At 69.5% G+C, this 22,272-nt stretch carries 20 protein-coding genes; 12 read left to right on the top strand and 8 right to left on the bottom strand.

Annotated features, from left to right (window positions below; all coding sequences use genetic code 11):
• Positions 1 to 21 precede the first annotated feature (21 nt).
• The 6 genes from cysT to T333_RS16980 all read left to right on the top strand — a co-directional run bounded on the left by cysT (position 22) and on the right by T333_RS16980 (position 7,079).
• Positions 22 to 915, top strand: coding sequence for a sulfate ABC transporter permease subunit CysT (cysT, locus tag T333_RS17005; protein ID WP_496425055.1), 894 nt, complete (start codon positions 22 to 24; stop codon positions 913 to 915).
• Complete coding sequence (cysW, locus tag T333_RS17000) at positions 912 to 1,718, top strand: sulfate ABC transporter permease subunit CysW (RefSeq protein WP_355000781.1); 807 nt, start codon at positions 912 to 914, stop codon at positions 1,716 to 1,718. Before cysT ends, cysW begins: the two co-directional genes overlap by 4 nt.
• A complete protein-coding gene (locus T333_RS16995) occupies positions 1,715 to 2,710 on the top strand; it encodes a sulfate/molybdate ABC transporter ATP-binding protein (protein ID WP_496425054.1) in 996 nt (331 codons plus the stop codon). The genes cysW and T333_RS16995 overlap by 4 nt, the downstream gene beginning before the upstream one ends.
• A gap of 514 nt (positions 2,711 to 3,224) precedes the next feature.
• Entirely contained in the window at positions 3,225 to 4,328 is a 1,104-nt protein-coding gene (locus T333_RS16990) for an Hsp70 family protein (protein WP_496425053.1), read from the top strand.
• 137 nt (positions 4,329 to 4,465) lie between these two features.
• Positions 4,466 to 5,479, top strand: a complete 1,014-nt coding sequence (locus tag T333_RS16985; protein ID WP_496425052.1) for an AurF N-oxygenase family protein — start codon at positions 4,466 to 4,468, stop codon at positions 5,477 to 5,479.
• Positions 5,480 to 5,492: 13 nt separating this feature from the next.
• The gene (locus T333_RS16980; RefSeq protein WP_496425051.1) at positions 5,493 to 7,079 is read left to right on the top strand and encodes an FAD-dependent oxidoreductase; all 1,587 of its coding nucleotides are present in this window, start codon (positions 5,493 to 5,495) and stop codon (positions 7,077 to 7,079) included.
• 175 nt (positions 7,080 to 7,254) lie between these two features.
• Here the strand turns inward: T333_RS16980 and T333_RS16975 are convergent, their stop codons facing one another.
• A complete protein-coding gene (locus tag T333_RS16975) occupies positions 7,255 to 8,016 on the bottom strand; it encodes an SDR family NAD(P)-dependent oxidoreductase (RefSeq protein WP_496425050.1) in 762 nt (253 codons plus the stop codon).
• 568 nt (positions 8,017 to 8,584) lie between these two features.
• On the opposite strand from T333_RS16975, the gene T333_RS16970 reads away from it, so the two are divergent.
• Positions 8,585 to 10,909, top strand: coding sequence for an Hsp70 family protein (locus T333_RS16970; RefSeq protein WP_496425049.1), 2,325 nt, complete (start codon positions 8,585 to 8,587; stop codon positions 10,907 to 10,909).
• 574 nt (positions 10,910 to 11,483) lie between these two features.
• A complete protein-coding gene (locus T333_RS16965) occupies positions 11,484 to 12,281 on the top strand; it encodes an HAD family hydrolase (RefSeq protein WP_357251803.1) in 798 nt (265 codons plus the stop codon).
• Position 12,282: 1 nt separating this feature from the next.
• Here the strand turns inward: T333_RS16965 and T333_RS16960 are convergent, their stop codons facing one another.
• On the bottom strand, positions 12,283 to 12,696 hold the full coding sequence (locus tag T333_RS16960; protein ID WP_355000773.1) for a VOC family protein: 414 nt from the start codon (positions 12,694 to 12,696) through the stop codon (positions 12,283 to 12,285).
• Positions 12,697 to 12,803: 107 nt separating this feature from the next.
• Between T333_RS16960 and T333_RS16955 the strand changes: the two genes are divergently transcribed.
• The 3 genes from T333_RS16955 (at position 12,804) to T333_RS16945 (ending at position 15,413) form a co-directional block, all read left to right on the top strand.
• On the top strand, positions 12,804 to 13,751 hold the full coding sequence (locus tag T333_RS16955; RefSeq protein ID WP_496425048.1) for a helix-turn-helix transcriptional regulator: 948 nt from the start codon (positions 12,804 to 12,806) through the stop codon (positions 13,749 to 13,751).
• A gap of 121 nt (positions 13,752 to 13,872) precedes the next feature.
• On the top strand, positions 13,873 to 14,775 hold the full coding sequence (locus T333_RS16950; RefSeq protein WP_496425047.1) for an MspA family porin: 903 nt from the start codon (positions 13,873 to 13,875) through the stop codon (positions 14,773 to 14,775).
• Between the two features lie 191 nt (positions 14,776 to 14,966).
• Positions 14,967 to 15,413: a hypothetical protein gene (locus tag T333_RS16945; RefSeq protein WP_355000770.1), complete on the top strand. Its 447-nt coding sequence runs from the start codon at positions 14,967 to 14,969 to the stop codon at positions 15,411 to 15,413.
• Positions 15,414 to 15,510: 97 nt separating this feature from the next.
• Here T333_RS16945 and T333_RS16940 read toward each other — a convergent pair whose 3' ends face one another.
• Both T333_RS16940 and T333_RS16935 read right to left on the bottom strand, forming a co-directional pair.
• The gene (locus T333_RS16940; protein ID WP_496425046.1) at positions 15,511 to 16,203 is read right to left on the bottom strand and encodes an SGNH/GDSL hydrolase family protein; all 693 of its coding nucleotides are present in this window, start codon (positions 16,201 to 16,203) and stop codon (positions 15,511 to 15,513) included.
• 8 nt (positions 16,204 to 16,211) lie between these two features.
• A complete protein-coding gene (locus T333_RS16935; protein WP_496425045.1) occupies positions 16,212 to 17,633 on the bottom strand; it encodes an MFS transporter in 1,422 nt (473 codons plus the stop codon).
• Between the two features lie 105 nt (positions 17,634 to 17,738).
• Between T333_RS16935 and T333_RS16930 the strand changes: the two genes are divergently transcribed.
• Positions 17,739 to 18,338, top strand: a complete 600-nt coding sequence (locus tag T333_RS16930; RefSeq protein ID WP_496425044.1) for a TetR/AcrR family transcriptional regulator — start codon at positions 17,739 to 17,741, stop codon at positions 18,336 to 18,338.
• 87 nt (positions 18,339 to 18,425) lie between these two features.
• On the opposite strand, the gene T333_RS16925 is transcribed toward T333_RS16930, so the two are convergent.
• The 4 genes from T333_RS16925 to T333_RS16910 all read right to left on the bottom strand — a co-directional run bounded on the left by T333_RS16925 (position 18,426) and on the right by T333_RS16910 (position 22,258).
• Positions 18,426 to 19,163, bottom strand: coding sequence for a sirohydrochlorin chelatase (locus tag T333_RS16925; RefSeq protein WP_496425314.1), 738 nt, complete (start codon positions 19,161 to 19,163; stop codon positions 18,426 to 18,428).
• Between the two features lie 152 nt (positions 19,164 to 19,315).
• Positions 19,316 to 20,611, bottom strand: a complete 1,296-nt coding sequence (locus T333_RS16920; protein ID WP_355000765.1) for a sulfate adenylyltransferase subunit 1 — start codon at positions 20,609 to 20,611, stop codon at positions 19,316 to 19,318.
• Position 20,612: 1 nt separating this feature from the next.
• Positions 20,613 to 21,560 (bottom strand): sulfate adenylyltransferase subunit CysD, encoded by a 948-nt coding sequence (cysD, locus tag T333_RS16915; protein ID WP_496425043.1) that lies wholly within the window; start codon positions 21,558 to 21,560, stop codon positions 20,613 to 20,615.
• Positions 21,539 to 22,258 carry a phosphoadenylyl-sulfate reductase gene (locus T333_RS16910; RefSeq protein WP_355000763.1) on the bottom strand — a complete coding sequence of 240 codons (720 nt, stop codon included), beginning with the start codon at positions 22,256 to 22,258 and terminating at the stop codon, positions 21,539 to 21,541. Before T333_RS16910 ends, cysD begins: the two co-directional genes overlap by 22 nt.
• Positions 22,259 to 22,272: the final 14 nt, after the last annotated feature.

Genomic DNA, 22,272 nt, shown 5'->3' with positions numbered 1-22,272 from the left:
CACACGGGATACTGGACGATTGTGACTGACAGCAGTACCGCCGGGACCGAGGCCGCCCCCGGTCCAGGCGTAACCAAAGAACCGGCACGTCCCAGGCGCTCGCCGTGGTCGTGGCTGCGGGTGAGCGGCTCGGTCGGGCCGCTCGGCATCGCGACCACGGTGCTGTGGCTCAGCATCATCGTGCTGCTGCCGCTGGCCGCGCTGACCGTGACCTCCTTCGAGGAAGGCTGGTCCGGCTTCTGGGACGCGGTCACCGCGCCCGCCGCGCTCGACTCGCTACGCATCACCGTCTTCGTCTCGGTGGTCGTCGCGCTGATCAACGTGGTGATGGGCACCCTCATCGCCTGGGTGCTGGTACGCGACGACTTCCCCGGCAAGGGCATCGTCAACGCGCTGATCGACCTGCCGTTCGCGCTGCCGACCATCGTCGCCAGCATCGTGCTGTTGTCGCTGTACGGCCCGCAGAGCCCGATCGACATCCACCTCAACGCGACTCAGCCCGGTCTGGTGGTGGCGCTGGCGTTCGTCACGTTGCCGTTCGTGGTGCGCTCGGTGCAGCCGGTGCTGATGGAGGCCGACCGCGAGGTCGAGCAGGCCGCGCTCTCGCTGGGCGCGGACAACTGGACGACGTTTCGCCGGATCGTGCTTCCGACGTTGACGCCCGCCATCATCAGCGGCGGCGGCCTGGCCTTCGCCCGCGCCATCGGCGAGTACGGCTCGGTCGTCCTGATCGGCGGCGCGATCCCGCGCGAGACCGAGATGGCCTCGCAGTACATCCAGAAGCAGATCGAGATCGACCGGCCGGTGAACGCCGCGGCCGTATCGGTGGCGCTGCTGGCGATCTCGTTCGTGACGCTGCTCGTGCTGCGTCTGCTCGCGGACCGCAGCGCGCGTAAGGAGCAGGCGAGCCGATGAAACCGTCCGCCCTGACCCGCATCTCGTTGCGGACGGTGGCACTGGGCTACCTGTTCGTCCTGCTGCTGCTTCCGCTGATCATCATTCTGTGGCGCACCTTCGAGAACGGCATCGGCGCGTTCCTCGATTCGATCACCACGCCCGCCGCCATCTCGGCCTTCCAGCTGTCGCTGCTCATCGTGGCGATCGTGGTGCCGGTGAACGTGGTCTTCGGTGTGGTCACCGCCATCGCGCTGGTGCGCGGCCGATTCCCCGGCCGCAATCTGGTGCAGGGCATCGTCGACCTGCCGTTCGCGGTGTCGCCGGTCGTCGTCGGTGTCGCGCTGATCCTGTTCTGGGGCGCGGGCGGCTGGCTCGGCGGTATCGAGGACCTGGGCCTGAAGGTCATCTTCAACCTGCCCGGCATGGTGATCGCCACCATCTTCGTGACGCTGCCGTTCGTGGTGCGCGAAGTCGAACCGGTGCTGCACGAGATCGGCGACGACCAGGAGCAGGCCGCGGCCACTCTCGGCGCGTCACGGTGGCAGACGTTCTGGCGGATCACACTGCCCGCGATCCGGTGGGGCCTGACCTATGGCGTCGTGCTGACCGTCGCGCGTGCGCTCGGCGAGTTCGGCGCGGTCATCATGGTGTCCTCGGCGTTGCCCGGCCAGTCGCTGACCCTGACGCTGCTGGTGCACGGCCGCTACATCAACGACCACAACAGCTTCGGCGCCTACTGCGCCGCGACGCTGCTGATGGGCATGGCCCTCGTCGTTCTTCTGCTCATGACCCTCCTCGAACGCAAGCGGGACGCCAAATGATCACCGTGACCAACGCCCGAAAGAACTACGGCAGCTTCGCCGCGCTGGACGACGTCACCATCGACATCCCGTCCGGCGAGCTGACCGCGCTGCTCGGTCCGTCCGGTTCCGGCAAGTCGACGCTGCTGCGCTCCATCGCCGGGCTGGAGTCGTTGGACGCCGGCATCGTCACGATCGCTGGCAAGGACGTGACCAACGTGGCGCCGCAGAAGCGCGACATCGGCTTCGTCTTCCAGCACTACGCCGCGTTCAAGCACATGACCGTGCGCGACAACGTGGCCTTCGGCCTGAAGATCCGCAAGCGCCCCAAGGCCGAGATCGCGAAGCGGGTCGACGAGCTGCTCGGCATCGTCGGTTTGGACGGCTTCCAGCACCGCTATCCTGCGCAGCTCTCCGGCGGCCAGCGCCAGCGCATGGCGCTTGCCCGCGCGCTCGCGGTGGACCCGCAGGTGCTGCTGCTCGACGAGCCGTTCGGCGCGCTGGACGCCAAGGTTCGCGCCGATCTGCGCACCTGGCTGCGCCGCCTGCACGAGGAGGTCCACGTGACCACCGTGCTGGTGACCCACGACCAGGAGGAGGCGCTCGACGTCGCCGACCGCATCGCGGTGATGAACAAGGGGCGCATCGAGCAGATCGGCACCCCCGAGGACGTCTACGACCGGCCGTCCAACGAGTTCGTCATGTCCTTCCTCGGCGATGTCGCCCGGCTGAACGGACATCTGGTGCGCCCGCACGACATTCGCGTCGGCCGCGACTCGAGCATGGCGCTCGCCGCGCACGAGGGCACCGCGGAATCGGTGGGCGTCACCCGCGCGACCGTCGAGCGGGTGGTGCACCTCGGCTTCGAGGTGCGGGTGGAGCTGCGCAACGCGGCCACCGGCGATCACTTCGCCGCGCAGGTCACGCGCGGTGACGCCGAAGCGCTGCGGCTGTCCGAGGGTGAGACGGTTTATGCCCGCGCCACTCGGATCCCGGAGCTGCCCGAAAGCTGATCCCCGCGCGGGGCCGGGTTTTCGCAACCTTCCGCGCGCGTCGCCAGGTTGTGCGGTGCGCGAAGCGTGCGGATGGTGTGGGCGGTAGCGGCGACTCCTTGTCCGGCACGGGCGCACCGGTGAGTCGCGGATACGCCGTGACGGGTATCGGCGTGGGACACGCTGTGCGAGAACGGGTTCGAGGCGGTTCGGACGGTTACCGCGGGCTGCTAGGGCATTGCTGGATCAGCTGTAGCGCGCGGTGAGTTGATCGCGGTTCTGCCGAATCGCCTGTCGCCCGGCAAATGTCGACCGGCGATCGGCGGTTCGGGACACGCCCGGATGTATTCCGTACTACGTGCGTGTCTCAGGGCAGATCGGGCAGGTCGGATGCCATCGGGACCCGGACGGCGGCTAGCACGCGGCAAGCGGCGGGGTGCGGACAACCGGCTGTCCGGTGGTTGGCACGGCGGTCGCGGGGTGGTTGCGTGGTCGGTGTTCGAAGCACATCGGCTCGTCGATCGGGTGAATCGCGATGGCAGTTGGTCTTGGTTTGAGCATCGGCACGGTCAATTCGGTGACCGCGCTGGCGGACACGGCATCGGCCAAAGCGCCGCCGGGTCTGCTCGGACACCGACGGCACCCGCGCCCGACGCCCTCCGTCGCCCGGCGCACCACCTTGACCTTCGACAGCAGCGGCTCGGCGCGCGTCGGCCTGATTCCCCGGCACGGCCGCGCCATCACCGAATTCGCCGATCTCGGCCTGCGCGACGGCACGACGGCCAGGGTCGGGCACCGCACGCTCGCGCCCGCGGATCTCGTCGCGGTGGTCACCGACTGCCTCATCACCGAGGCGATGAACGACCGGAAGGCGGTCGGTGCGGAGGTAGTGCTGACCCACCCGGCGGCCTACGGGGCCGAGGTGCTTGCCGAGCTACGCGGCGCGCTGGACGCGATCGGACTGCATCACGTCGCGCTTGTCGCCGAGCCGGTCGCCGCGGCGGCTTGGCTGGAGGCGGCGCACGGTCCGCTGATGCCCGGCCTCGCCCTGGTCTACGACCTCGGCGGCGCGAGTCTGGATGTCGCGCTGGTCCGGGTCGGCGCGGGCAGGCCGCGCGATCCGATCGTCGGAGTGCCGTTGCGTTCCGCGGAGTTCGGGGGGCGCGCGTTCGGCGCGCTGCTCGCGGCGCGGGGGAGCGGCGAATCCTCGGTGGCGGGAACCGGTCTCGCCGACCAGTCGCGCGCCGAGCACGCACGCGCGTCGCTCGAGCTGGTCTACCGCTGCCTGAGCACGGCCGACGTCACCATGGCCGACGTCGACTGCGTGCTGGTGGCGGGCGGCGCGGCCCGGCCGCCGGAGGTCGCCGGCGTGCTCGCCGCGGAATTGGCGCGACCGGTGGTGGTCGCGCCCGATCCGGAACGCACGATCGCGGACGGCGCGGCGCTGCTCGCGCGGCAGACGGCGGCGTCCGCCGAGGATGCGGGCGCGCCCCGCAGGGCCAAGGGCCTGCTGCGCTCGCGGCGCAAGCCGACCAGGGTGGCGTCGGCCGCGGCGTTGTCCGCGGGCGGTGCCGTGCTCGCTTTCGCGCTGCCCGCAGACGGCGCGGTCGCGGGGTTGGCACCGTTCGGACTGCTCTGACCCTGGTCACAACGGCGGCGGTCGGGTAAATCACCCGGCCGCCGCCGTTTCATGTGCGCGGAGCGACATCGTGAGTTGACGTCACTCGTCGTAGGTGTAACTATGGGGTACAGGTAATACGTCCCCCGAGGAAGGCAGTGACGACGATGTCGACAGCCGAGAAGCACGCTATCGATCCCGATCTCGAGCAGGCGCAGAAATACGCCGCGAAGCTGCTGCTGCTGTCCGAGGGCTCGGTGAACAAGCACTTCGACCCGTTCGAGGACATCGACTGGGACAACCCCGACTATGCCGCCGACGCGGGCGAAGAGCGCTGGATCCTGCCGCACTCGGCCGACCCGCTCGGCCGCCACCCCTGGTACCTGGCCCTGCCGAAGGATCAGCAGATCGCGCTCGGCAAATACCGCCAGGCCAACGTCGCCAAGGTCGGTCTCCAGTTCGAGTCGATCCTGATCAGCGGCATGGTCATTCACAACTTCGGCCTGCCCAACGGCTCGCCCGAGTTCCGCTACTGCTCCCACGAGATGATCGAGGAGCACAACCACACCCTGATGTTCCAGGAGATGGTGAACCGGATCGGCATCGACGTGCCCGGCATGGGCCCGCTGGTGAGCATGTTCAAGTACCTCGCCGCGCCGGTCGCCGCGAAGATGCCGAACCTGTTCTTCATGGCCGTACTCGCCGGCGAGGAGCCGATCGACCACATCCAGAAGGAGATCCTGCGCTCCGGCGAAGAGGTCCACCCGATCATGCTCGGTGTGATGGCCATCCACGTCGCCGAGGAGGCGCGCCACATCTCCTTCGCGCACGAGTTCCTCAAGAACCACGTGCCTGAGCAGGGCAAGCTCAACCGGTTCGTGCTCTCCCTCGCGATGCCGGTCATCATGTGGATCCTCGGCCGTTCCATCGCGACCCCGCCGAAGACGTTCTTCAAGGAGTTCGACATCCCGGAGAAGGTCCGCAAGGAGCTGTTCTACGGTTCCAAGGAGGCCAAGCAGGTCTTCGCCGACTACTTCGTGGACGTGCGGGCGCTGGCCAAGGACCTCGGCCTGATCAACCCGATCTCCAAGCGGGTGTGGAAGCTGCTCGGCATCGACGGCCCGATGAGCCGCTACCGCTCGGAGCCGCTGCGCGTCGTGCACGCGAGCTGAGCGGCGGTCCACCATGCCCTACGTCGTCACCCAATCTTGTTGCAGCGACGCGTCTTGCGTGTACGCCTGCCCGGTCAACTGCATCCATCCCACGCCCGACGAGCCGGACTTCCGCACGGCGGAGATGCTGTACGTCGATCCGAAGGCCTGCGTGGACTGCGGCGCGTGCGCCACGGCCTGCCCCGTCGACGCCATCACCTCGTCGAAGAAGCTGACCGAGGAGCAGAAGCCCTTCATCGAGATCAACGCCGACTTCTACCGGCAGACCCGGCCGCGCCCGTTGCTGGCCCGGCCGGTGCCCGCCGCGGAGATTCGCGCGGAGCGCGCGCCGCTTCGGGTGGCGATCATCGGTTCGGGCCCGTCGGCGATGTACGCCGCGGACGAACTGCTGACCCAGCCGAACGTGTCCGTCACCGTGTTCGACCGGCTGCCCGTGCCCTACGGTCTGGCCCGGCACGGCGTCGCGCCGGACCACGCCAAGACCAGGCAGGTCAGCAGGCTGTTCGACGTGATCTCGGCGCAGCCCGGCTTCGGTTCGTACCTGAATGTCGAAGTCGGCTCGCACGTGACGCACGAGGAGCTGCTCGGCCACTTCCACGCGGTGATCTACGCCGTCGGCGCGTCCTCGGACCGCAAGCTCGGCATCCCCGGTGAGGGCCTGCCCGGCAATGTCTCGGCCACCGACTTCGTCGCCTGGTACAACGGTCATCCCGATCACGCCGACGCCCGGTTCGATCTGTCGCAGAAGCGCGCGGTGATCGTCGGCAACGGCAACGTGGCGCTGGACGTGGCCCGCATCCTGGCCAGCGACCCGGAGACTCTGGTCGGCACCGACATCGCGCCGCACGCGCTGCGGGCATTGCGCGAGAGCAAGATCGAAGAGGTGGTCGTGCTCGGCCGCCGCGGTCCGGCCGAATCCGCTTTCACCGTCCCCGAATTCGTGGGTCTGCTCGGCTCCGATGTGGACATCGCGGTCGAGGGCGAGCTGCCGGAGATCACTGCGGACCTGCCGTACAAGATCGAGCAGAAGCTGCGGCTGCTGCACAGTGTCGCCAATCGCCCGTTCGGCGACCGCAAGCGAATCGTGTTCCGCTACTTGGCCGCGCCCGCCGCAGTGCTCGGCGACGAACGGGTGACCGGTCTGGAGATCGGCCGCAACGAGCTCGTCACCGAGGCCGACGGACACACCACGGCCGTCGCCACCGGCGAGACCGAGCGGATCGAGGCCGGGCTCGTGCTCACCTCGGTCGGCTACCGCGGCGTGCCGTTGCCCGGGCTGCCCTTCGACGAGCGGGCGGGTGTGATCCCGAACGAGAACGGCCGGGTGCTCGGCGAAGCGGGTGGCGCGGTGCTATCCGGCGCCTACGTCACCGGCTGGATCAAGCGCGGTCCCACCGGCTTCATCGGCACCAACAAGTCCTGCGCGCAGGAGACCGTGCGGCAGCTTGCCGACGACTACAACGCCGGTCGCCTGCCCGAACCCGCGGGCAGCGCCGACGATTTCGATCGGTTGGTGCGCGGCCGCAGGCCCGAGGTCGTCGCGGGCGGCAACGTGGTCGCGCAGCCGAAGCCATTGCGCAGGCTGCTCGCCCGGGTCTGACGGCCCGCGGGCTCGGTCGCGCGATGAGGTGCGTCGTACCTTTGCCGCTGCGGCAATGCGCTGGCTGAGGGCGGTCTACGTCCAGCAGCGCCGATCAGGACAGAGCCGATTTCCGTCGAACGCCACGACAATGCGATGTGTATCGTCGTGGCGTTCGGCGTTCGGCGTTCGGCGTTCAGCGTGCGGTGAAGCCGCCGTCGATCGCGAGGGCCGCGCCGGTGACGAAGCTCGCCTCCCTGCTCAGCAGATAGGCGCAGAACGAGGCGATCTCGTCCGGTGTGGCGATCCGGCCGAGCGGGTGCAATGCCGCGATGGTCGCCTCGCCTTCGGGTGTGGCGCCCATCGACTGTCGAAACGCTGGGGTGTCGACCGCGCCGGATACCAGCGCGTTCACCCGAACGCCCTGTTCGGCCGACTCCAACGCGACGGCCTTGGTCAGCCCGACGACGCCGTGCTTGGCGGCCACGTACGGCGCCACCGACGCCATGCCGACCACGCCCAGGTTCGACGCGTTGTTCAGGATCGCGCCGCCGCCCGAGGCGACGAGCGCCGGAATCTGGTGGCGCAGGCCGTAGAACACGGCCGTGAGGTTGAGTTCCAGATCCGCGCGCCAGCCGGTCTCGTCGATCTCGGCCACCGGACCGAACGCCCGCACCGCCCCCGCGTTGTTGAACGCCACGTCCAAACGGCCGTATTCGCCGACGGCCGCTTCGGTCAGCCTGGCGACGTCGGCCTCCACCGTGACGTCGGTCGGGACGAACAGCGCTTGGCCGCCCGCCCCGCGGATCTCCTCGGCGACTCGCTCACCGGCGTCCTTGCCGCGCGCGCCGAGCACCACCGCGGCGCCCTCGGCGGCCAGCCGCAGTGCCACCGCTTTGCCTACACCCGAGCTGGCGCCCGTGATCACCGCGACCTGCTCCGCGAACCGTGTCGACATCTGTGCCCACTTTCCTTCCCGTTCTCGCCTTTTCGCTGTGGCGGACGTTGCCGCCGTAGTCAGTCAACCGAGGGTGCGACGGCATCTCTGGCGGTAAACGGACGTGACGTTTGATGTGTCATCTATTCGGGCGGGATGCCGCGCTGCGTGAAGTTGATGACTCTGGCTAAGTATTGGTTACCGACCAGTCGGTGTGTGCCGACCGATATGCCTGTCGCGCCCCGATGGTCCGTTTCGGCTAGTTTCCGGTAGCGACACGAAGTCGCTGTGCGGTAGCGGAATCGGGTGTCGCGCAGGCGTTCCCCGGCGTGTCGAGGGGGCTGAATCGTTGTCCGAAGGCCCGATCTACCTGGGCATTCGAGTCATTGTTGCCTAAACCCAAACGTTCCATATCAATTCGGCATCCGGATAGTTCCCTCAGCAGCTAACCTGTGGGGGCTGTTTGGAAGACGACCGCGGCCACACGGCTCGACTGTGTGCTGGACGTGGTCACGGTGCGTTGACGGGATAGCGAATGACTACATGTCTGGGTTTCAGCATCGGTTCAGTGAACTCCATAGCGGCTTCCGTGACCGAAGGTCTGATTCGACCCACGGTGCGCACCAGGCGCACGGCACTCACGTTCGACGACGCGGGCGGCGCCCGAATCGGCGGCATTCCCCAGTTCAGCTCGGCCATCACCGATTTCGCCGACCTGGCGCGCGACCCGGAACCCTTGGTCGTCGGCGGCAGGATCTTCTCCCCGGCGAACCTCGTCGCCGCGGTGGTGACCGGACTGCTGGAGGCGGCCGAGCCGAGCGCGGGCGTGGTGGCCACCTATCCGGCGATCTACACCGACAAACAGCTCGCTCTACTACGCCAGGCGCTCGATCTCAACGGCGCCCGACACGTCATGCTGATACCCGAGCCGGTGGCCGCGGCCGAATGGCTCGAATACGAGCAGGGTCCGCTGGAGACCGGCTTCGTCCTCGTCTACGACCTCGGCGGCACCAGCCTCGACGTGTCCGTCGTGCGCGTGGGGCCGGACTGGGACAACCATCCCATCGTCGGAAAACCGCAGCGCTCCTACGATTTCGGTGGTCGCCCGCTCGGCGACATGATCGCCCGGTACGCCCGCACCGGCGTGCCCGCCACCACGGTGTCGATGACCTCCATCGTCGACGTCGACGGCCTGCGCGCCGAACACATCAGGGATTCCTTCGAGGTGGTGCGCGCGTGCCTGCGCTCCACCGGCCGCAGCCTCTCCGACATCGGACGCGTCCTGGTGGTCGGCGGCGCGTCCCGTCCCGCCGAAGTAGCCGGGACCCTGGCCGAACTCGGCTGTCCGGTGGTGCGGTCGGCCGATCCGGGTCAGATGATCGCCGTCGGGGCCGCGCGGTTCGCGGCCCGCACCTTCGCCCCGGCGAGCACGGGGGAACGGCCCGCCCCACGCGTGGCCGTATTCTCCAGCGCCGCCGTGGCTTCGGCGCTCGCCATGTCGGCGGCCACCGTCTTCGGCGGCTCCGGCGACACCGGTCTGCTTCCGGTGCTCGATCGCTTCCCGGCCGCCGCGCCGCTACCCGGCGACGCGCTGCTCTACGAACCCAACGGCGACACCGCCTTCGACCAGGCGGTGCGGCAGGGCCTCCCGGCGCCCGCGGCACAGTACGCCTCCTACGCCTTCTCCGGCGGCGGTTACGGCCGGTTCGTCTCTGCGGTCGGGTACAGCGCGCCGATCGGACCGTCGATCGACGAGTCGCGCGGCGGATCGCACAACGATTCCAGAACCTGCTGCGGGGGCGCGGGGACCCAGTACGCCAACCCCGCCCAGTTCAGCAACCCACTGCCCTTCACCAAGCGCGTGCCGCGGGTGAGCCTCCCGTCGTGGGAGCGGCTGAACCCGTCGCTTCCTGGCGTCGGTCTGCCGTCGGAACCCAACACCAATCCGGCCCCGAATCCGCCCGCTCCGAACCCTTCGACGCCGGTGGATCCCTCGGCCCCGGGCAACACTCAGCCCGGCTCGGGCACACCGTCCACGCCCGGATCGGGCGGGCCGACCACCGGGGGCTCGACATCGCCCGGTGGGACCGATACGCCGACGGACGGGTCCGGCTCCGGTGGAACGGACGGGAATTCGTCGCCGGGCGGGGACACTTCCGGCGGCACGGGTGGGGCGTCTTCGGGAGGAACTTCCGGCGGCGACGATGGTGCGGCCGGGGGCGGCACCGGGGGAGCGTCGGACGGCACAGGCGGTGCTGACGGTAGCTCCGGTGGCGCCTCGTCGGGTGGTGCGTCCGGCGGTGGTTCGGACGGCGGTGCGTCCGGTGGTGCTTCGGGCGGCGGTGCGTCCACTGGCGGAGGAGGAGCTTCGTCCGGCGGTGACTCTTCGAGTGGCGGAGCGTCTTCCGGGGGTGGAGCGTCATCGGGCGGTGCGTCGGGTGATGGTGCTTCGGGTGGTGGAGCGTCTTCCGGTGGCGGTGCGTCTTCCAGTGGCGGAGCGTCTTCCAGTGGCGGTGCGTCGTCCGGTGGCGGAACGTCATCGAGTAGCGGTGCTTCGTCCGGCGGTGCTTCCGGTGGCGGTGCGTCTTCCCGCGGCGGCACGTCGTCGGGCGGCGGTACCTCCGCGGGCGGCGGCGCCTCCTCGAGTGGAGGCGCATCCTCCAGCGGCACCTCCTCCTCGGGCCGCTCCGGCGGAATCTCCTCCGGCGGTGTGTCTTCCGGCGGCTCGGGCGGCAGCTCCAGATCCGACTCCAAGCCCGGCGGTTCCGGCCGTTCCGGAGGTGCGGGCGGCGCGGGCGGTTCCGGTGGCGCGAGCGGCGGTTCCAAGGTCGGTGGCGGCTCCAAGGTCGGCGGGGGCGCTGGCGGTTCCGGCGGTGGTGGTGGTGCTGGTGGCGGCGGGGGCGCGCGCCGCTGAGCAGCCAGTGGCCGCGACATCGAGTCCATTGTCGTTGTCCGCGAACGAAGTGCCGGTCGGCGGATCCGAGGACGCCGTTGGCGCGGGCGAGGGTTCCAAGCCCGGCGGCCCCGGTGGTGCGGCCGGTTCCGGCGGCGCGGGCGGCGGCTCGAGGTCTGTTGGTCGCGCAGGTGGCGGCGGTGGTGCGCGCCGCTGAGTATCTGGTGACCGCCACGTCGAGTCCATTGTCGTTGTCCGCGAACGAAGTACCGGTCGGCGGATCCGAGGACGTCGTTGGCCGGGGGCGAAGGTTCCAAGCCCGGCGGTCCCGGTGGTGCGGCCGGTTCGGGTGGCGCGGTCGGCGGCTCGAGGTCCCGCTGGCGGCGGGGGAAACTCGCGCCGTTGATCAGCGGGACCCCACGGCCAGGCATTGTCGTTGCCGTCGACAGAAGCCTCGGTGGGTTCGACGCACGCCGTCGCACGCGCGTGCGGCCCTGCGGGGCAACGACTGTCATCGCGCCACGATGGACCCGCACGGCATCGGACCCTGCTCGAACCGCGGACGCGCGTTCGCCCCACACGGCACAATGGGCAGGTGAAAGCGCATGGGGGAGGGCCGCGGCTGATCGCGTTGGATGTGGACGGCACGCTGCTCGAGACGGGATCGCCGGTCAGTGCGCGGGTGGCCGCGGCGGTGGCGGCAGCTGTCGCGGCCGGGGCGCACGTCGTGGTGACGACCGGACGCACGCTGTTGACGACGCGTCCGGTGCTCGCCGAACTCGGGTTGGTCGAGGGGCACGCGCTGTGTTCCAACGGCGCGGTGCACATCGATGTGGCCAAGGGCGTGCCGGTGGCGGTGCAGGCGTTCGATCCGGCGCCCGCGGTCGCCGCGTTGCGCGCCCTGTTCCCGAAGATGATCTTCGCGGTGGAGAAGGTCGGGGTCGGCACCTGGGCGACCGGTGACAGTCCCGGCGAATTCTCCATCGGCGAATACCTTCTCGTGGACCACGGCGCACTGAGCAGCGAGCCGACGCCCCGCCTCAACGGCTGGTGGCCGGACGGGACGCTGGACGAGATGCTGGCTCTGTTGCAGACCTTCAAGGTGCCCGACGCGAGCTGGGTTCACGGAGAATTCGGCCCGTGGCTGACCGTGTCGCGGCGCGGGGTGTCCAAGGGATGGGCTCTGGAACGACTGCGCCTCGCCCTCGGCATTCCGCACGCCGCGACGCTGGCCATCGGCGACGGCTACAACGACCGCGAAATGCTGCGCTGGGCCGGGTATTCCGTCGCCATGGCCAACGCGGCGGACGACATCCGCGCGCTGGCCGACGAGGTGACCGGCGACGTCGCCGCCGACGGTGTCGCCACCGTGCTGGAGCGCTGGTTCCGCTGACCTACACGCCGCCGGTCTTGGCGACGACCTCGCGGTAGTGCGGGTTGGACATGATCCCGATGATGTTGCCGAACGGGTCCACCACCGCGGCGGTGACGAAACCTTCGCCGTTGCCGCGCGGGGTGATCGGGTCGTACTCCTCGGCGCCGAGATCGAGCAGCCGCTGGAAGGTGGCTTCCAGATCGTCCACGTGCCAGTTCAGGATGCCGCCGCCGCCCGGCTCGTTGTGCGCCCCCCGCGGCGCGTAGGCGCGGTTCACGATGCCGAGCTCGGCCTGGTAGTCGCCGATGCGGAACTCGTAGTACCCGTTCGGTACGTGGTAGTACGGCGCGACGCCGAGGAATTCGGCGTACCAGTCCTTCGCGGCCTCGAGGTCGTCGGCGTAGTAGGTGACGGTGGCCATTCCACGCAACATGTCGGTGCTCCTTCGGTTCGTCTTCACTGATCTGTTTTCGCTGGTGAAACCATTCTCGCGGGTAAAGTGCTCACCAACTGAGCACTTTTTGCGGCAGAATCTCGGATATGCGAGCGGATCGTCTGGTGGCCACTTTGCTGCTGATGCAGGCCCGCGGCCGGGTGACCGCCGCGGAGGTCGCCGAGGAGCTGGAGGTCTCGGTCGCGACGGCTCGCCGCGACCTCGAGGCGCTCTCCGCGGCGGGCATCCCGGTCTATCCGCAGCCGGGCCGGGGCGGCGGCTGGTCGCTGATAGGAGGTGCGCGCACGGATCTCAGCGGTCTGTCCGAACCCGAGGCGCGGGCGCTGTTCCTGCTGGCGGGCGCGTCGGCCAGCGCGAACCCGGAGGTGAAATCCGCGCTGCGCAAGCTCGTTCGGGCCCTGCCGCAGACCTTCCGCGCCGACGCCGAGGCGGCGGCCGACGCGGTGATCATCGATCCAGCGCGGTGGGGGCAGCGCGACCGGAACCGGCCCGGCGTGGTGGATCTGTTGCAGCGCGCGGTTGTTCAGCGGCGCCGGGTGCGGCTGGAGTACGAGCGGGCGGGTGTGCGCACCACGCGGATGGTCGATCCGTGGGGCTTGGTCGACAAAGACGCCATCTGGTACCTGATCGCGGGCACCGAACGGGGCAGCAGGACCTTCCGGGTGGACCGGATCGTGGACGCGTCCCGCACCGACGAAACCTTCGACCGTCCGTCCGAATTCGACCTGTCCGGGGCATGGGAGGAGGTCGTCGGGGCGATGGAGCAGCGGCGCGCGGCCACCGCGGCCACGGCCCTGATCGCGCCCGAACTGCTCCCGGTGCTGCGTGATCAGCAGGGCAGGCACTGCGAAGTCGACGGTCCGGTGGCCGACGGGCGGGTCCAGGTTCGGGTCACCGCGCCGACGCCGCGGATGATCGCCCAGCAGCTGGCGGGATGGGGTGCGGACATCGAGGTGCTCGGCCCGCCGGAGGTGTGCGAGCAGCTCGCGTGGCTCGGTGCGAAACTGGTCCAACGATACGGGTCGGCCCCGTAGCCTGAACCGGCTGCGAACCAACCCTTTTCAGCCGAAGCGGGCGCTGCGTGGCCAGCACTCGAGGCGCACTTCGGGGCCACCGACCGGCTGCTCGGCGCTGGTTCGGGCGTTCGCGCCGGTCGTGCGCCGCTCGCCGAGCCGGTGCGGTTCCTCGCGGTACCGCGTGCCGCCTTCATCGGCAACTCACCGTTGCTGTACGGTTACCAGCGCTGAACCCGATCGATTGCGTGCCCTTCCCGCACACGCCGAATACGATCCGCGGTCGTTGTGCGAGTTCGTTTGTGAAAGTTCCGTTTCGATGACGTTCGACTGGAGCGCGATGAACCGCAAGCATTCACATGTCCTGGCCGGGATCACCGCGGTGATGATGGCCTTCGCAGGCGCTTTCACCGTTTCCGGCAGCGCGGCCTACGCCGAACCGGGAGAGGCCAGTGGGGGAGGGATGCGACTGGTCGCGGCGGTGGACACCAATGTCGTCGTGTCCACCGGTGATCTCGCCTTGGGGGTGCCTTTCGCGCATTCCGCCAAGGTATCCGGAAACTTCACGGCTACTCTCGACGGAGCCTCGACGCTGCGCGAGGGTCTGCTCGTGGCCGGATATCTGGTCGGCTGCGCGGTCGACATCTCCGAGGGCATCGATATCAGCATCGCCGCGGCCACCGGCGCCGACATCCAGGTGACGCCCGGGCTTCTCGGTCTCGGTCTCGGCCTCGATCTGGACATGCCGCCCGATATCGCTCTCGATCTCGATCTCGGTGGGGAAGTCTCCTTCGGGGTCTTCGGTGAAGTCGGCGGTGAGATCACCGTGAGCTTGAACCCGGGCAGCGTGACCGTCGTGCCGATCGTCGAGGCGGAATTGGAAGAGGATTCGATATTCCCCTTTACTTTCACGCACTCCAACACCGCGCTGAATGTCAACGGATGCCTGTCCCCGGCATCGGCCATTCCTTTCCTCACTGTGCGTGCCGACGCCCGCAACGGCATCGTGCAAACGACTGGCTACGGCCCGCACTTCGTGTTCTGAGCCGCCCGGCAGGATGCCTGCATGACCGACTACGCCCGTCCCTAAACCTTTCCCAACCGTGATCCGCATCACTGTTTTTGCGCTCCTGGGGAATGCGGCGACAAGATGATCTTGCTCCGCCTCGCTCCAAGTCGAGGCGGAGCAGTCATGTACCGCAATGACATTCGATATCTATCGGGGGTCGGGGAGAGATGGGAACCAATATGGTCCGTGGGACCTTCAAGAACGCAGGCCGCAAGATGATCGCCGGTGTGCTGCCGTTCGCGGCCGCAGTCGCACTCGTCGGGGTCGCCGCCCCCGCGCAGGCGGCTCCGGTGCAGGCGCCCGCTCCGGTCGTGCAGCAGGTCGCCGAGCCGGTGCAGTTCGTCGCGGCGGGTTCGGGCATTCCGCTCGAGGAGATCGCGACGAACCCGGAGGCGAAGAACTCCGACCCGCTGGCCAACGGCGCGGCCGCGGGCGCTGCCGCAGGTGCGGCGGGTTCGGGTGTGCTCGCCGCGGCGTCGTGCCTGCCGGGCTTCCTCGTCATGGCGGTGCCGTGCGGCATCGCGGGCGCGATCAACGGTGCGATCATCGGTACGGTCGTCGGCCTGCTCGTCGGCGCCATCGCGCCGGAGTCGGTGCCGCAGGTGCTGCCCTGATCGAGGGCTGAGCGCGGTTCCGCAGAACCGTGCGGACCACTGGGCCGTGTCCCGGGGCGAAAAGCCCTGGGGCACGGCCCAGTTCGTTGTCGGCGGCTCAGTTCGCCGCGGCGTCGGCGAGAACACGCGCGCTCAGCGCGCGCACCATTTCCGTGGCGACCACCGCGTGGCCGCTCGTGGTGAAGTGGATCAGGTCGGCGCTCATCAGCTGCGGTCGCAGCCGCAGGGGGTGCTCCCAGAAGTCGACGAGCACCGCGTCGTAGCGATCGGCCACCTCCCGGATGATGTCGTTGAGCACGGCCATCCGCTCGCGCATCGGCCGCATCGGCGCCATCCGCTCGACATCCCAGACGTCGGCGAGGGTGAACGTCGAGACCTGCGCGCCGCCGCGGCTCACCGCGGCGAACAATCCGTCGAGGTTCGCCCGCATCTCGTCGACATCGCCGCCGGGCAGGAACAGATCGTTGCCACCGCAGCTCACGTGGACCAGATCCGGCTCGAAATCCAGTACCCGCTGGAGTTGTTCGTCGCGCACCTGGGTGGTGGTCGCTCCGATGCGTCCGGTGTTGAGGTAGGCGAGACCGGGCCGCACGGCCCTGAGCACGGCGGCGAGGCGATCGGCCCAGCCCATGGCTTCGTATCCGGGACTCGGGTCCCCGACGCCCTGGGCGATGGAGTCGCCGAGTACGGCGAAGCGGCGCCACGGCACGTCCCTGAGCAGTGTGTGTGCGGCGTCGGGGCTCAGCAGCATCGGGTCGTCGGCTTCGGTGTGAATGTCGTTGTGCGTCACGAGGACTCCTAGTCGGCGGGGACAGCGGTGGCGGCCGGATCGGGCTGCCGGGTCGGTACCGCGCACAGGCAGGCCGCCACCACGGCGATGCCCGCGCAGACCGCGAAGAGGGTGTGGAAGCCGGCGAGCGCGTCACCGGGATGGGCGGCGAACACCGCCGCGAGCACGGCGACGCCCAGCGCGCCGCCGACCTGCCGCGCCGTCAGGTTCATACCGATGCCCGCCGCGAACTGCTGCGGCGGAAGCGAACTCGCCGCGGCGGTGCCCAGCGTCGTCACCACGATGCCGACCGCGCCGCCGCCGAGCAGTCCGGCGGGGATCCACGCCGACCACAGCGCGGGCGTCGGCCCGAACGTGTCGGTGCTCATCCAGACGAGGGTCGCGGCGAACATCAGCGCACCGAGCACCCCGACCCAGCGGCGCGCCGCGGGCGCGGTGACCCGTCCCGCCAGGGTGGCGCCGACCATCGACGCGACGGCGCCGACGGTCAGCGCGGCCGCCGAGCCGAGCACCGAGTAGCCCCAGATCCCGTCCAGGAACAGCGGTCCGGCCAGCAGCCAGGCGAACATCGCCGCGCCGAAGACGAACGACGCGGCATTGGCCAGCGCGTACGGCCTGCTGCGCCAGAGTTCGACCGCGATCGCCGGATTGTGGTGTCGCGCCGAACGAACCAGCGCGGCGACGAGCAGCGCCGCACCGATGCCGAGGACGGTCAGCGTGCCCGGTGCGGACCAGCCCCACCGCTGTCCTTCGGTGACTCCGGCGACCAGTCCGCCGAATCCGAGCGCGACGGCCACGGTGCCGAGCGGGTCCGGCAGCGCGCTGCCGACGGTTCGCGGATCGGACACCGGAATGCGCACGCCCGCCAAGACGAGCGCGAGCGCGACCGGCACGTTGATCACGAAGACCGAGCGCCAGCCGAAGGCCTCCACCAGGCCGCCGCCGATCGCAGGGCCGACGACCGCGGCGAATCCGCCCGCGGCCGACCACGCGCCGATGGCCGCGCCGATCCGCTCGCGCGGGGTCACGCTCAGGACCAAGCCGAGCGCCGCGGGCACCATGAGCGCGGCCGTCGCGCCCTGGAGCAGGCGTCCGGCGATGAGCCACGCCGCGGTCGGCGCCAGCCCGCACAGCAGCGAGGTGAGCGCGAAACCGGCCAGCGCGACGAGGAAAAGCCTGCGCCGCCCGAGCGCGTCGGCGAACCGACCGCCGGGGGTGAGCAGTGCGGCGAACGCGACGGCGTAACCGCTGACGACCCAGGTCAGCGTGGTCGCCGCGGTGCCGGAGTAGTCGCGCGCGATGGCGGGGAAGGCGATGTTGACCACAGAGAGGTCGAGAAAGGCGATGAACGCCGCGCCGCAGGCGATCAGCAGCGTGGTTGTGGCGCTCGTCGCGGGGGGACTGGCGGTCCGGGTGGACATCTCGGTCATGGGGAGATCCTTCGGCAGCAGAGAGAACAAAACGTACGACCGTTCGTGTAAATAAAGTACGACCGACCGTTCGTATTTGCAAGACTGTGGTGGAACAATGGGGGCATGGCCGAGACGACAACCGATCAGCGCCTGGCCAAAGGCGCCCGCTCCCGTGCATCGATCGCCCGGCACGCCGCCGATGTGGCGTCCGTCGAAGGGCTCAACGGTGTGAGCATCGGGCGACTCGCCGCCGACCTCGGGATCAGCAAGAGCGGCATCGCCACGCTTTTCGGGTCGAAGGAATCCCTCCAGCTCGCCGCGGTGCAGGCCGCGCGCGAGGTCTTCACGGCCAGGGTGATCGAGCCGAGTCTCGGCGTGCCGCGCGGTGTGCCGCGGCTCCGCGCGTTGGTCGACCGCTGGTTCACCCACGTGACCGAACCGGTCTTCCCCGGCGGCTGCTTCCGCACCGCCACCCTGGTCGAATTCGACAGCAGGCCGGGCCCGGTGCGCGACGCTGTCGCCGCCGACCACGAGGACTGGATCGAGTTCCTCACCACCGAGATTCGCAAAGCCCAGGATCAGGGTGAGCTGCCCGGCCGCGACGCGGACGCGCTCGCTTTCGAACTGGACGCCGTCATCAGCGCGGTCAGCACGGCGCGCCAGCTCGGCGACGAAACCACAGTGCACACCGCCCGCGCGATCGTCGACCGCCTACTGACGTGAAAGAGTGTCGGCGCGAAGGGGAAACGGCTGAAGAGCGCCCGTCCGCGACGCTGCCACGCACTTGCGCTGCGGAAGTCGTGCCGAGGCTCAGGCGGAGAGGGAGAGGGTGGCGGCGCGTGCCGCGTCGTAGCGGTCCCAGACGATCTCGGTCATGGCGGGGTGCGCGCCGATGACGTTCGCGTGCACGAGGTCGGGGGCAGCGGTCGCCAGCCGGTCGGTGAGCAAGCCGGGGGCGAGGAACCACGGGGCGAGCAGGATGCGATCGGCGCCGCGTGCGCGCAGGCGGGAAACCGCTTCGTGGACGGTGGGTTCCGTGGTGGCGAAGCAGATTTCGGTGGGCCAGCCGGTCATCGCGGACAGGTGGCGGGCGACGTCGGCGCTGCGTGCGTTGGCGGCGTGGGACGAGGAGCCGACGGCGGCCACCGCGATGCCGAGGCGTGTGTCTTGTTCCGGAACAGCCTGGGACCGAGAGGTGTTCGGGACGTCCGATGCCGCCGGAGTGTTGTGACCGTCCGTTGTCCCGAGGGCTTCCACCGCGCGATCCTTCAACGCCTCGATGAGGCGCGGATCGGGGCCGAGAACGTCCGCCTGCGTGAGCCGCAGTCGCGGGTGCCTGGCGCGGCACTCGTCCAGCAGACCGGGCAGGTCGATCCGCGCGTGAAAGGCGCTGCCCAACAACAGCGGCGCCACGATCGCATGGGTATGCCCCTGCGCCGCGACTGCGTCCACCACCTGCTCGACCGAGGGCGCGCTCAGATCGAGAAAAGCGAGGTGGACATCGAGATCGGGCCGGGCGGCCGCGATCTCGGCGACCACGGCCGCCATGGTGGCGGCCGAGCGTGGATCACGGCTGCCGTGCGCGACCGCTATCAACGCGGGTGCGGTAGCGATTCGCGCTGGAGCGGTGAATCGACGGTCGCCGCGCGGCGGCACCGGCGGCGCGCCGATGCCGCGCGCGGCGAACACGTCGGTCATCCTCAGGCTCCGGTGCCGACCTCGACCGCGGTCAGCACATCGCCGACCAGGCCCGCGCCGAGCGTGTTGCCGCCCGCGGGGTCGATCAGCAGGAAGCTGCCGGTGTGCCGGTTTGCCCGGTAGTCGTCGGCCGCGATCGGCTCGGCGACCCGCACCGAGATGCGCCCGATGTCGTTGAGCTCCAACGCTTCCGGGTTCGGGTCCGCGGCGAGCCGCTGCTCGTCGAAGCGTTCGATGAGCGCCCCGACGATGGCCTGGGTGGTGCGGGTGCCATGCTTGACCAGCAGTCGGGCGCCGGGGCGCAGCGGCTTGTCACCCAGCCAGCAGACCGTCGCGTCGAAGCTGTCGATCGGCTCCGGCGCGTCGGCCACGGCGGCGATGATGTCGCCGCGGGAGATGTCGACCTCGTCGGTCAGGATCAGCGTCACGCTGCGCCCGGCCTGCGCGACGGCGAGCTCGCCGTCCGGGGTGTCGATGCGCTCCACCGTCGTGCGCACACCGGAGGGCAGCACCACGATCTCGTCGCCGGGCGCCACCGAACCGGCCGCGATCTGACCCGCGTAGCCGCGGTAGTCGGGGTATTCGGCGGTGCGCGGGCGGATCACGTACTGCACCGGGAAACGCAGACCGAGGGAGTGCGCGCCGGTGCTGTCGGCGTCGACCGGCACCGACTCCAGGTGCTCGATGAGCGACGGCCCGTCGTAGTACGGGGTGTTCTCGGAGCGGCTGGCGATGTTGTCGCCGTGCAACGCGGAGACCGGGATCTCCAGCACGTCCTCGGCCGCCCAGCCCAGGGTGCTGGTGAGCTTGTTGAACTCGGCGGAGATCTCGGCGAACACCGTGGCGGGGTCGTCCACCAGATCGATCTTGTTCACCGCGAGCACCAGCTTCGGCACGCCGAGCAGCGCGAGCACCGCCGCGTGCCTGCGGGTCTGCTCGATGACGCCCTTGCGCGCGTCGACGAGCAGGATCACCAGCTGCGCGGTGGACGCGCCGGAAACGGTGTTGCGGGTGTACTGCACGTGCCCGGGGGTGTCCGCGAGCACGAAAGACCGCTTGGGCGTTGCGAAGTAGCGGTAGGCGACATCGATGGTGATGCCCTGCTCCCGCTCCGCGCGCAGCCCGTCCACGAGCAGCGAGAGATCCGGGGTGGCCAGACCCTTGTCCACCGACGCGCGGGTGACAGCGTCGATCTGGTCGGCCAGCACGGACTTCGTGTCGTAGAGCAGCCGTCCGACCAAGGTGGACTTACCGTCGTCGACAGAACCGGCGGTGGCCAGCCTCAATAGGTCGGACATGTCAGAAATAACCCTCTCGCTTGCGGTCTTCCATCGCGGCTTCGGAGACTCGGTCGTCGCCTCGGGTGGCGCCACGTTCGGTCAATCGGGACGCGGCTACCTCGGCGAGGATCGCCTCGTTGTCGGCCGCGTCGGAAATGATGGCGCCGGTGGTGGATCCGTCGCCGACGGTGCGGTACCGCACCGAACGGGTCTCCAGCACTTCGCCCTCGCGCGGGCCGCCCCAGACGCCCGGCGTCATCCACATGCCGTCGCGCTGGTACACCGGGCGCTCGTGCGCGTAGTAGATGGTCGCGAGTTCGACGTTCTCCCTGGCGATGTAGCGCCAGATGTCGAGCTCGGTCCAGTTGCTCAGCGGGAACACGCGCACGTGCTCGCCAGGAGCGTGCCTGCCGTTGTACAGGTTCCACAGCTCGGGGCGCTGGCGCTTCGGGTCCCACTGACCGAAGGCGTTGCGCAGCGAGAAGATTCGCTCCTTGGCGCGGGAGCGCTCCTCGTCGCGGCGGCCGCCGCCGAACACCGCGTCGAAACGGTTCTCGGTAATGGCGTCCAGCAGCGGCACGGTCTGCAGCGGGTTGCGGATGCCGTCCGGGCGCTCGGTGAGCCTGCCGTCGGCCAGGTAGTCCTCGACGCTGGCGACGTGCAGGCGCAGCCCGTACTTCTCGACCACCTTGTCACGGAACTCCAGCACCTCGGGCAGGTTGTGGCCGGTGTCCACGTGCAGCAGCGCGAAGGGCAGCGGCGCGGGCCAGAAGGCCTTGAGCGCCAAGTGCAGCAGCACCGTGGAGTCCTTGCCGCCGGAGAACAGGATCACCGGCCGCTCGAACTCGCCCGCCACCTCGCGGAAGATGTGGATGGCCTCCGACTCCAACGCCGCGAGGGTGTCGAAGTCGGTGATGCCAAGGGAGCGTTCACTGATGATCTCGGTCATGATTGGTGCAACCCGCATTCGGTCTTGGCGAGGCCGGCCCAACGGCCGCTTCGCGGATCGGATCCCGGCTCCGGCTTCCGTGTGCACGGAGCGCAGCCGATGGACGGATATCCCTCCTCCACCAGGGGATTGACGAGGATGCCGTGCTGTTCGATGTAGGACTGCATCTCGTCGTCGGACCACGGCGCGATCGGATTGATCTTCACCAGGCCGAAGGCTTCGTCGTAGGAGATCAGCGGCGCGTTGGCGCGGGTGGGAGCCTCCACCCGGCGGATACCGGTGACCCAGGCGTTGTAGCCCGCCAGCGACTTCTTCAGCGGTACGACCTTGCGCAGGCGGCAGCACTCGCCCGCGTCACGCGCGAACAGGTCCTTGCCGAGCAGTTCGTCCTGTTCGGCGACGGTGTGCTCCGGGCGGACGTTGACCACGTTGACCCCGTACACGGCCTCGACCGCGTCGCGGGTGCCGATGGTCTCCGCGAAGTGGTAGCCGGTGTCCAGGAACAGCACGTCGACGCCGGAACGGACCTGCGCGGCGAGGTGCACGAGCACGCCGTCCTGCATGTTGGAGGCGACGATGTAGCTGGAGCCGAAGGTCTCCTCGGTCCAGCGCAGCAGGTCGGCCGCCGAGGCGTCGGGGCCGAGTTCGGCCGCACCGCGTTCGGCGATCGCCCGCAGCTCGTCTTCGGCGAGCTTGTTCGCGAGTTTGGTTGTCACAGTTGATCTCCCGT

The organism is Nocardia sp. CNS-044 (genome assembly GCF_059570515.1).
Note: the sequence above shows the minus strand (reverse complement) of the source record. Positions and strands in the feature narration are given on the sequence as shown.

Excerpts from the sequence above, each read along its gene's own strand:
- T333_RS16975 (WP_496425050.1), bottom strand. The coding sequence starts at position 8,016 with ATGTCGACACGGTTCGCGGAGCAGGTCGCGGTGATCACGGGCGCCAGC.
- T333_RS16945 (WP_355000770.1), top strand. The coding sequence starts at position 14,967 with ATGGGAACCAATATGGTCCGTGGGACCTTCAAGAACGCAGGCCGCAAG.
- T333_RS16930 (WP_496425044.1), top strand. The coding sequence starts at position 17,739 with ATGGCCGAGACGACAACCGATCAGCGCCTGGCCAAAGGCGCCCGCTCC.
- T333_RS16925 (WP_496425314.1), bottom strand. The coding sequence starts at position 19,163 with ATGGCGGCCGTGGTCGCCGAGATCGCGGCCGCCCGGCCCGATCTCGAT.
- T333_RS16995 (WP_496425054.1), top strand. The coding sequence starts at position 1,715 with ATGATCACCGTGACCAACGCCCGAAAGAACTACGGCAGCTTCGCCGCG.
- T333_RS16960 (WP_355000773.1), bottom strand. The coding sequence starts at position 12,696 with ATGTTGCGTGGAATGGCCACCGTCACCTACTACGCCGACGACCTCGAG.
- T333_RS16955 (WP_496425048.1), top strand. The coding sequence starts at position 12,804 with ATGCGAGCGGATCGTCTGGTGGCCACTTTGCTGCTGATGCAGGCCCGC.
- T333_RS16990 (WP_496425053.1), top strand. The coding sequence starts at position 3,225 with ATGGCAGTTGGTCTTGGTTTGAGCATCGGCACGGTCAATTCGGTGACC.
- T333_RS16920 (WP_355000765.1), bottom strand. The coding sequence starts at position 20,611 with ATGTCCGACCTATTGAGGCTGGCCACCGCCGGTTCTGTCGACGACGGT.
- T333_RS16935 (WP_496425045.1), bottom strand. The coding sequence starts at position 17,633 with ATGACCGAGATGTCCACCCGGACCGCCAGTCCCCCCGCGACGAGCGCC.
- T333_RS16980 (WP_496425051.1), top strand. The coding sequence starts at position 5,493 with ATGCCCTACGTCGTCACCCAATCTTGTTGCAGCGACGCGTCTTGCGTG.
- cysD (WP_496425043.1), bottom strand. The coding sequence starts at position 21,560 with ATGCGGGTTGCACCAATCATGACCGAGATCATCAGTGAACGCTCCCTT.
- cysW (WP_355000781.1), top strand. The coding sequence starts at position 912 with ATGAAACCGTCCGCCCTGACCCGCATCTCGTTGCGGACGGTGGCACTG.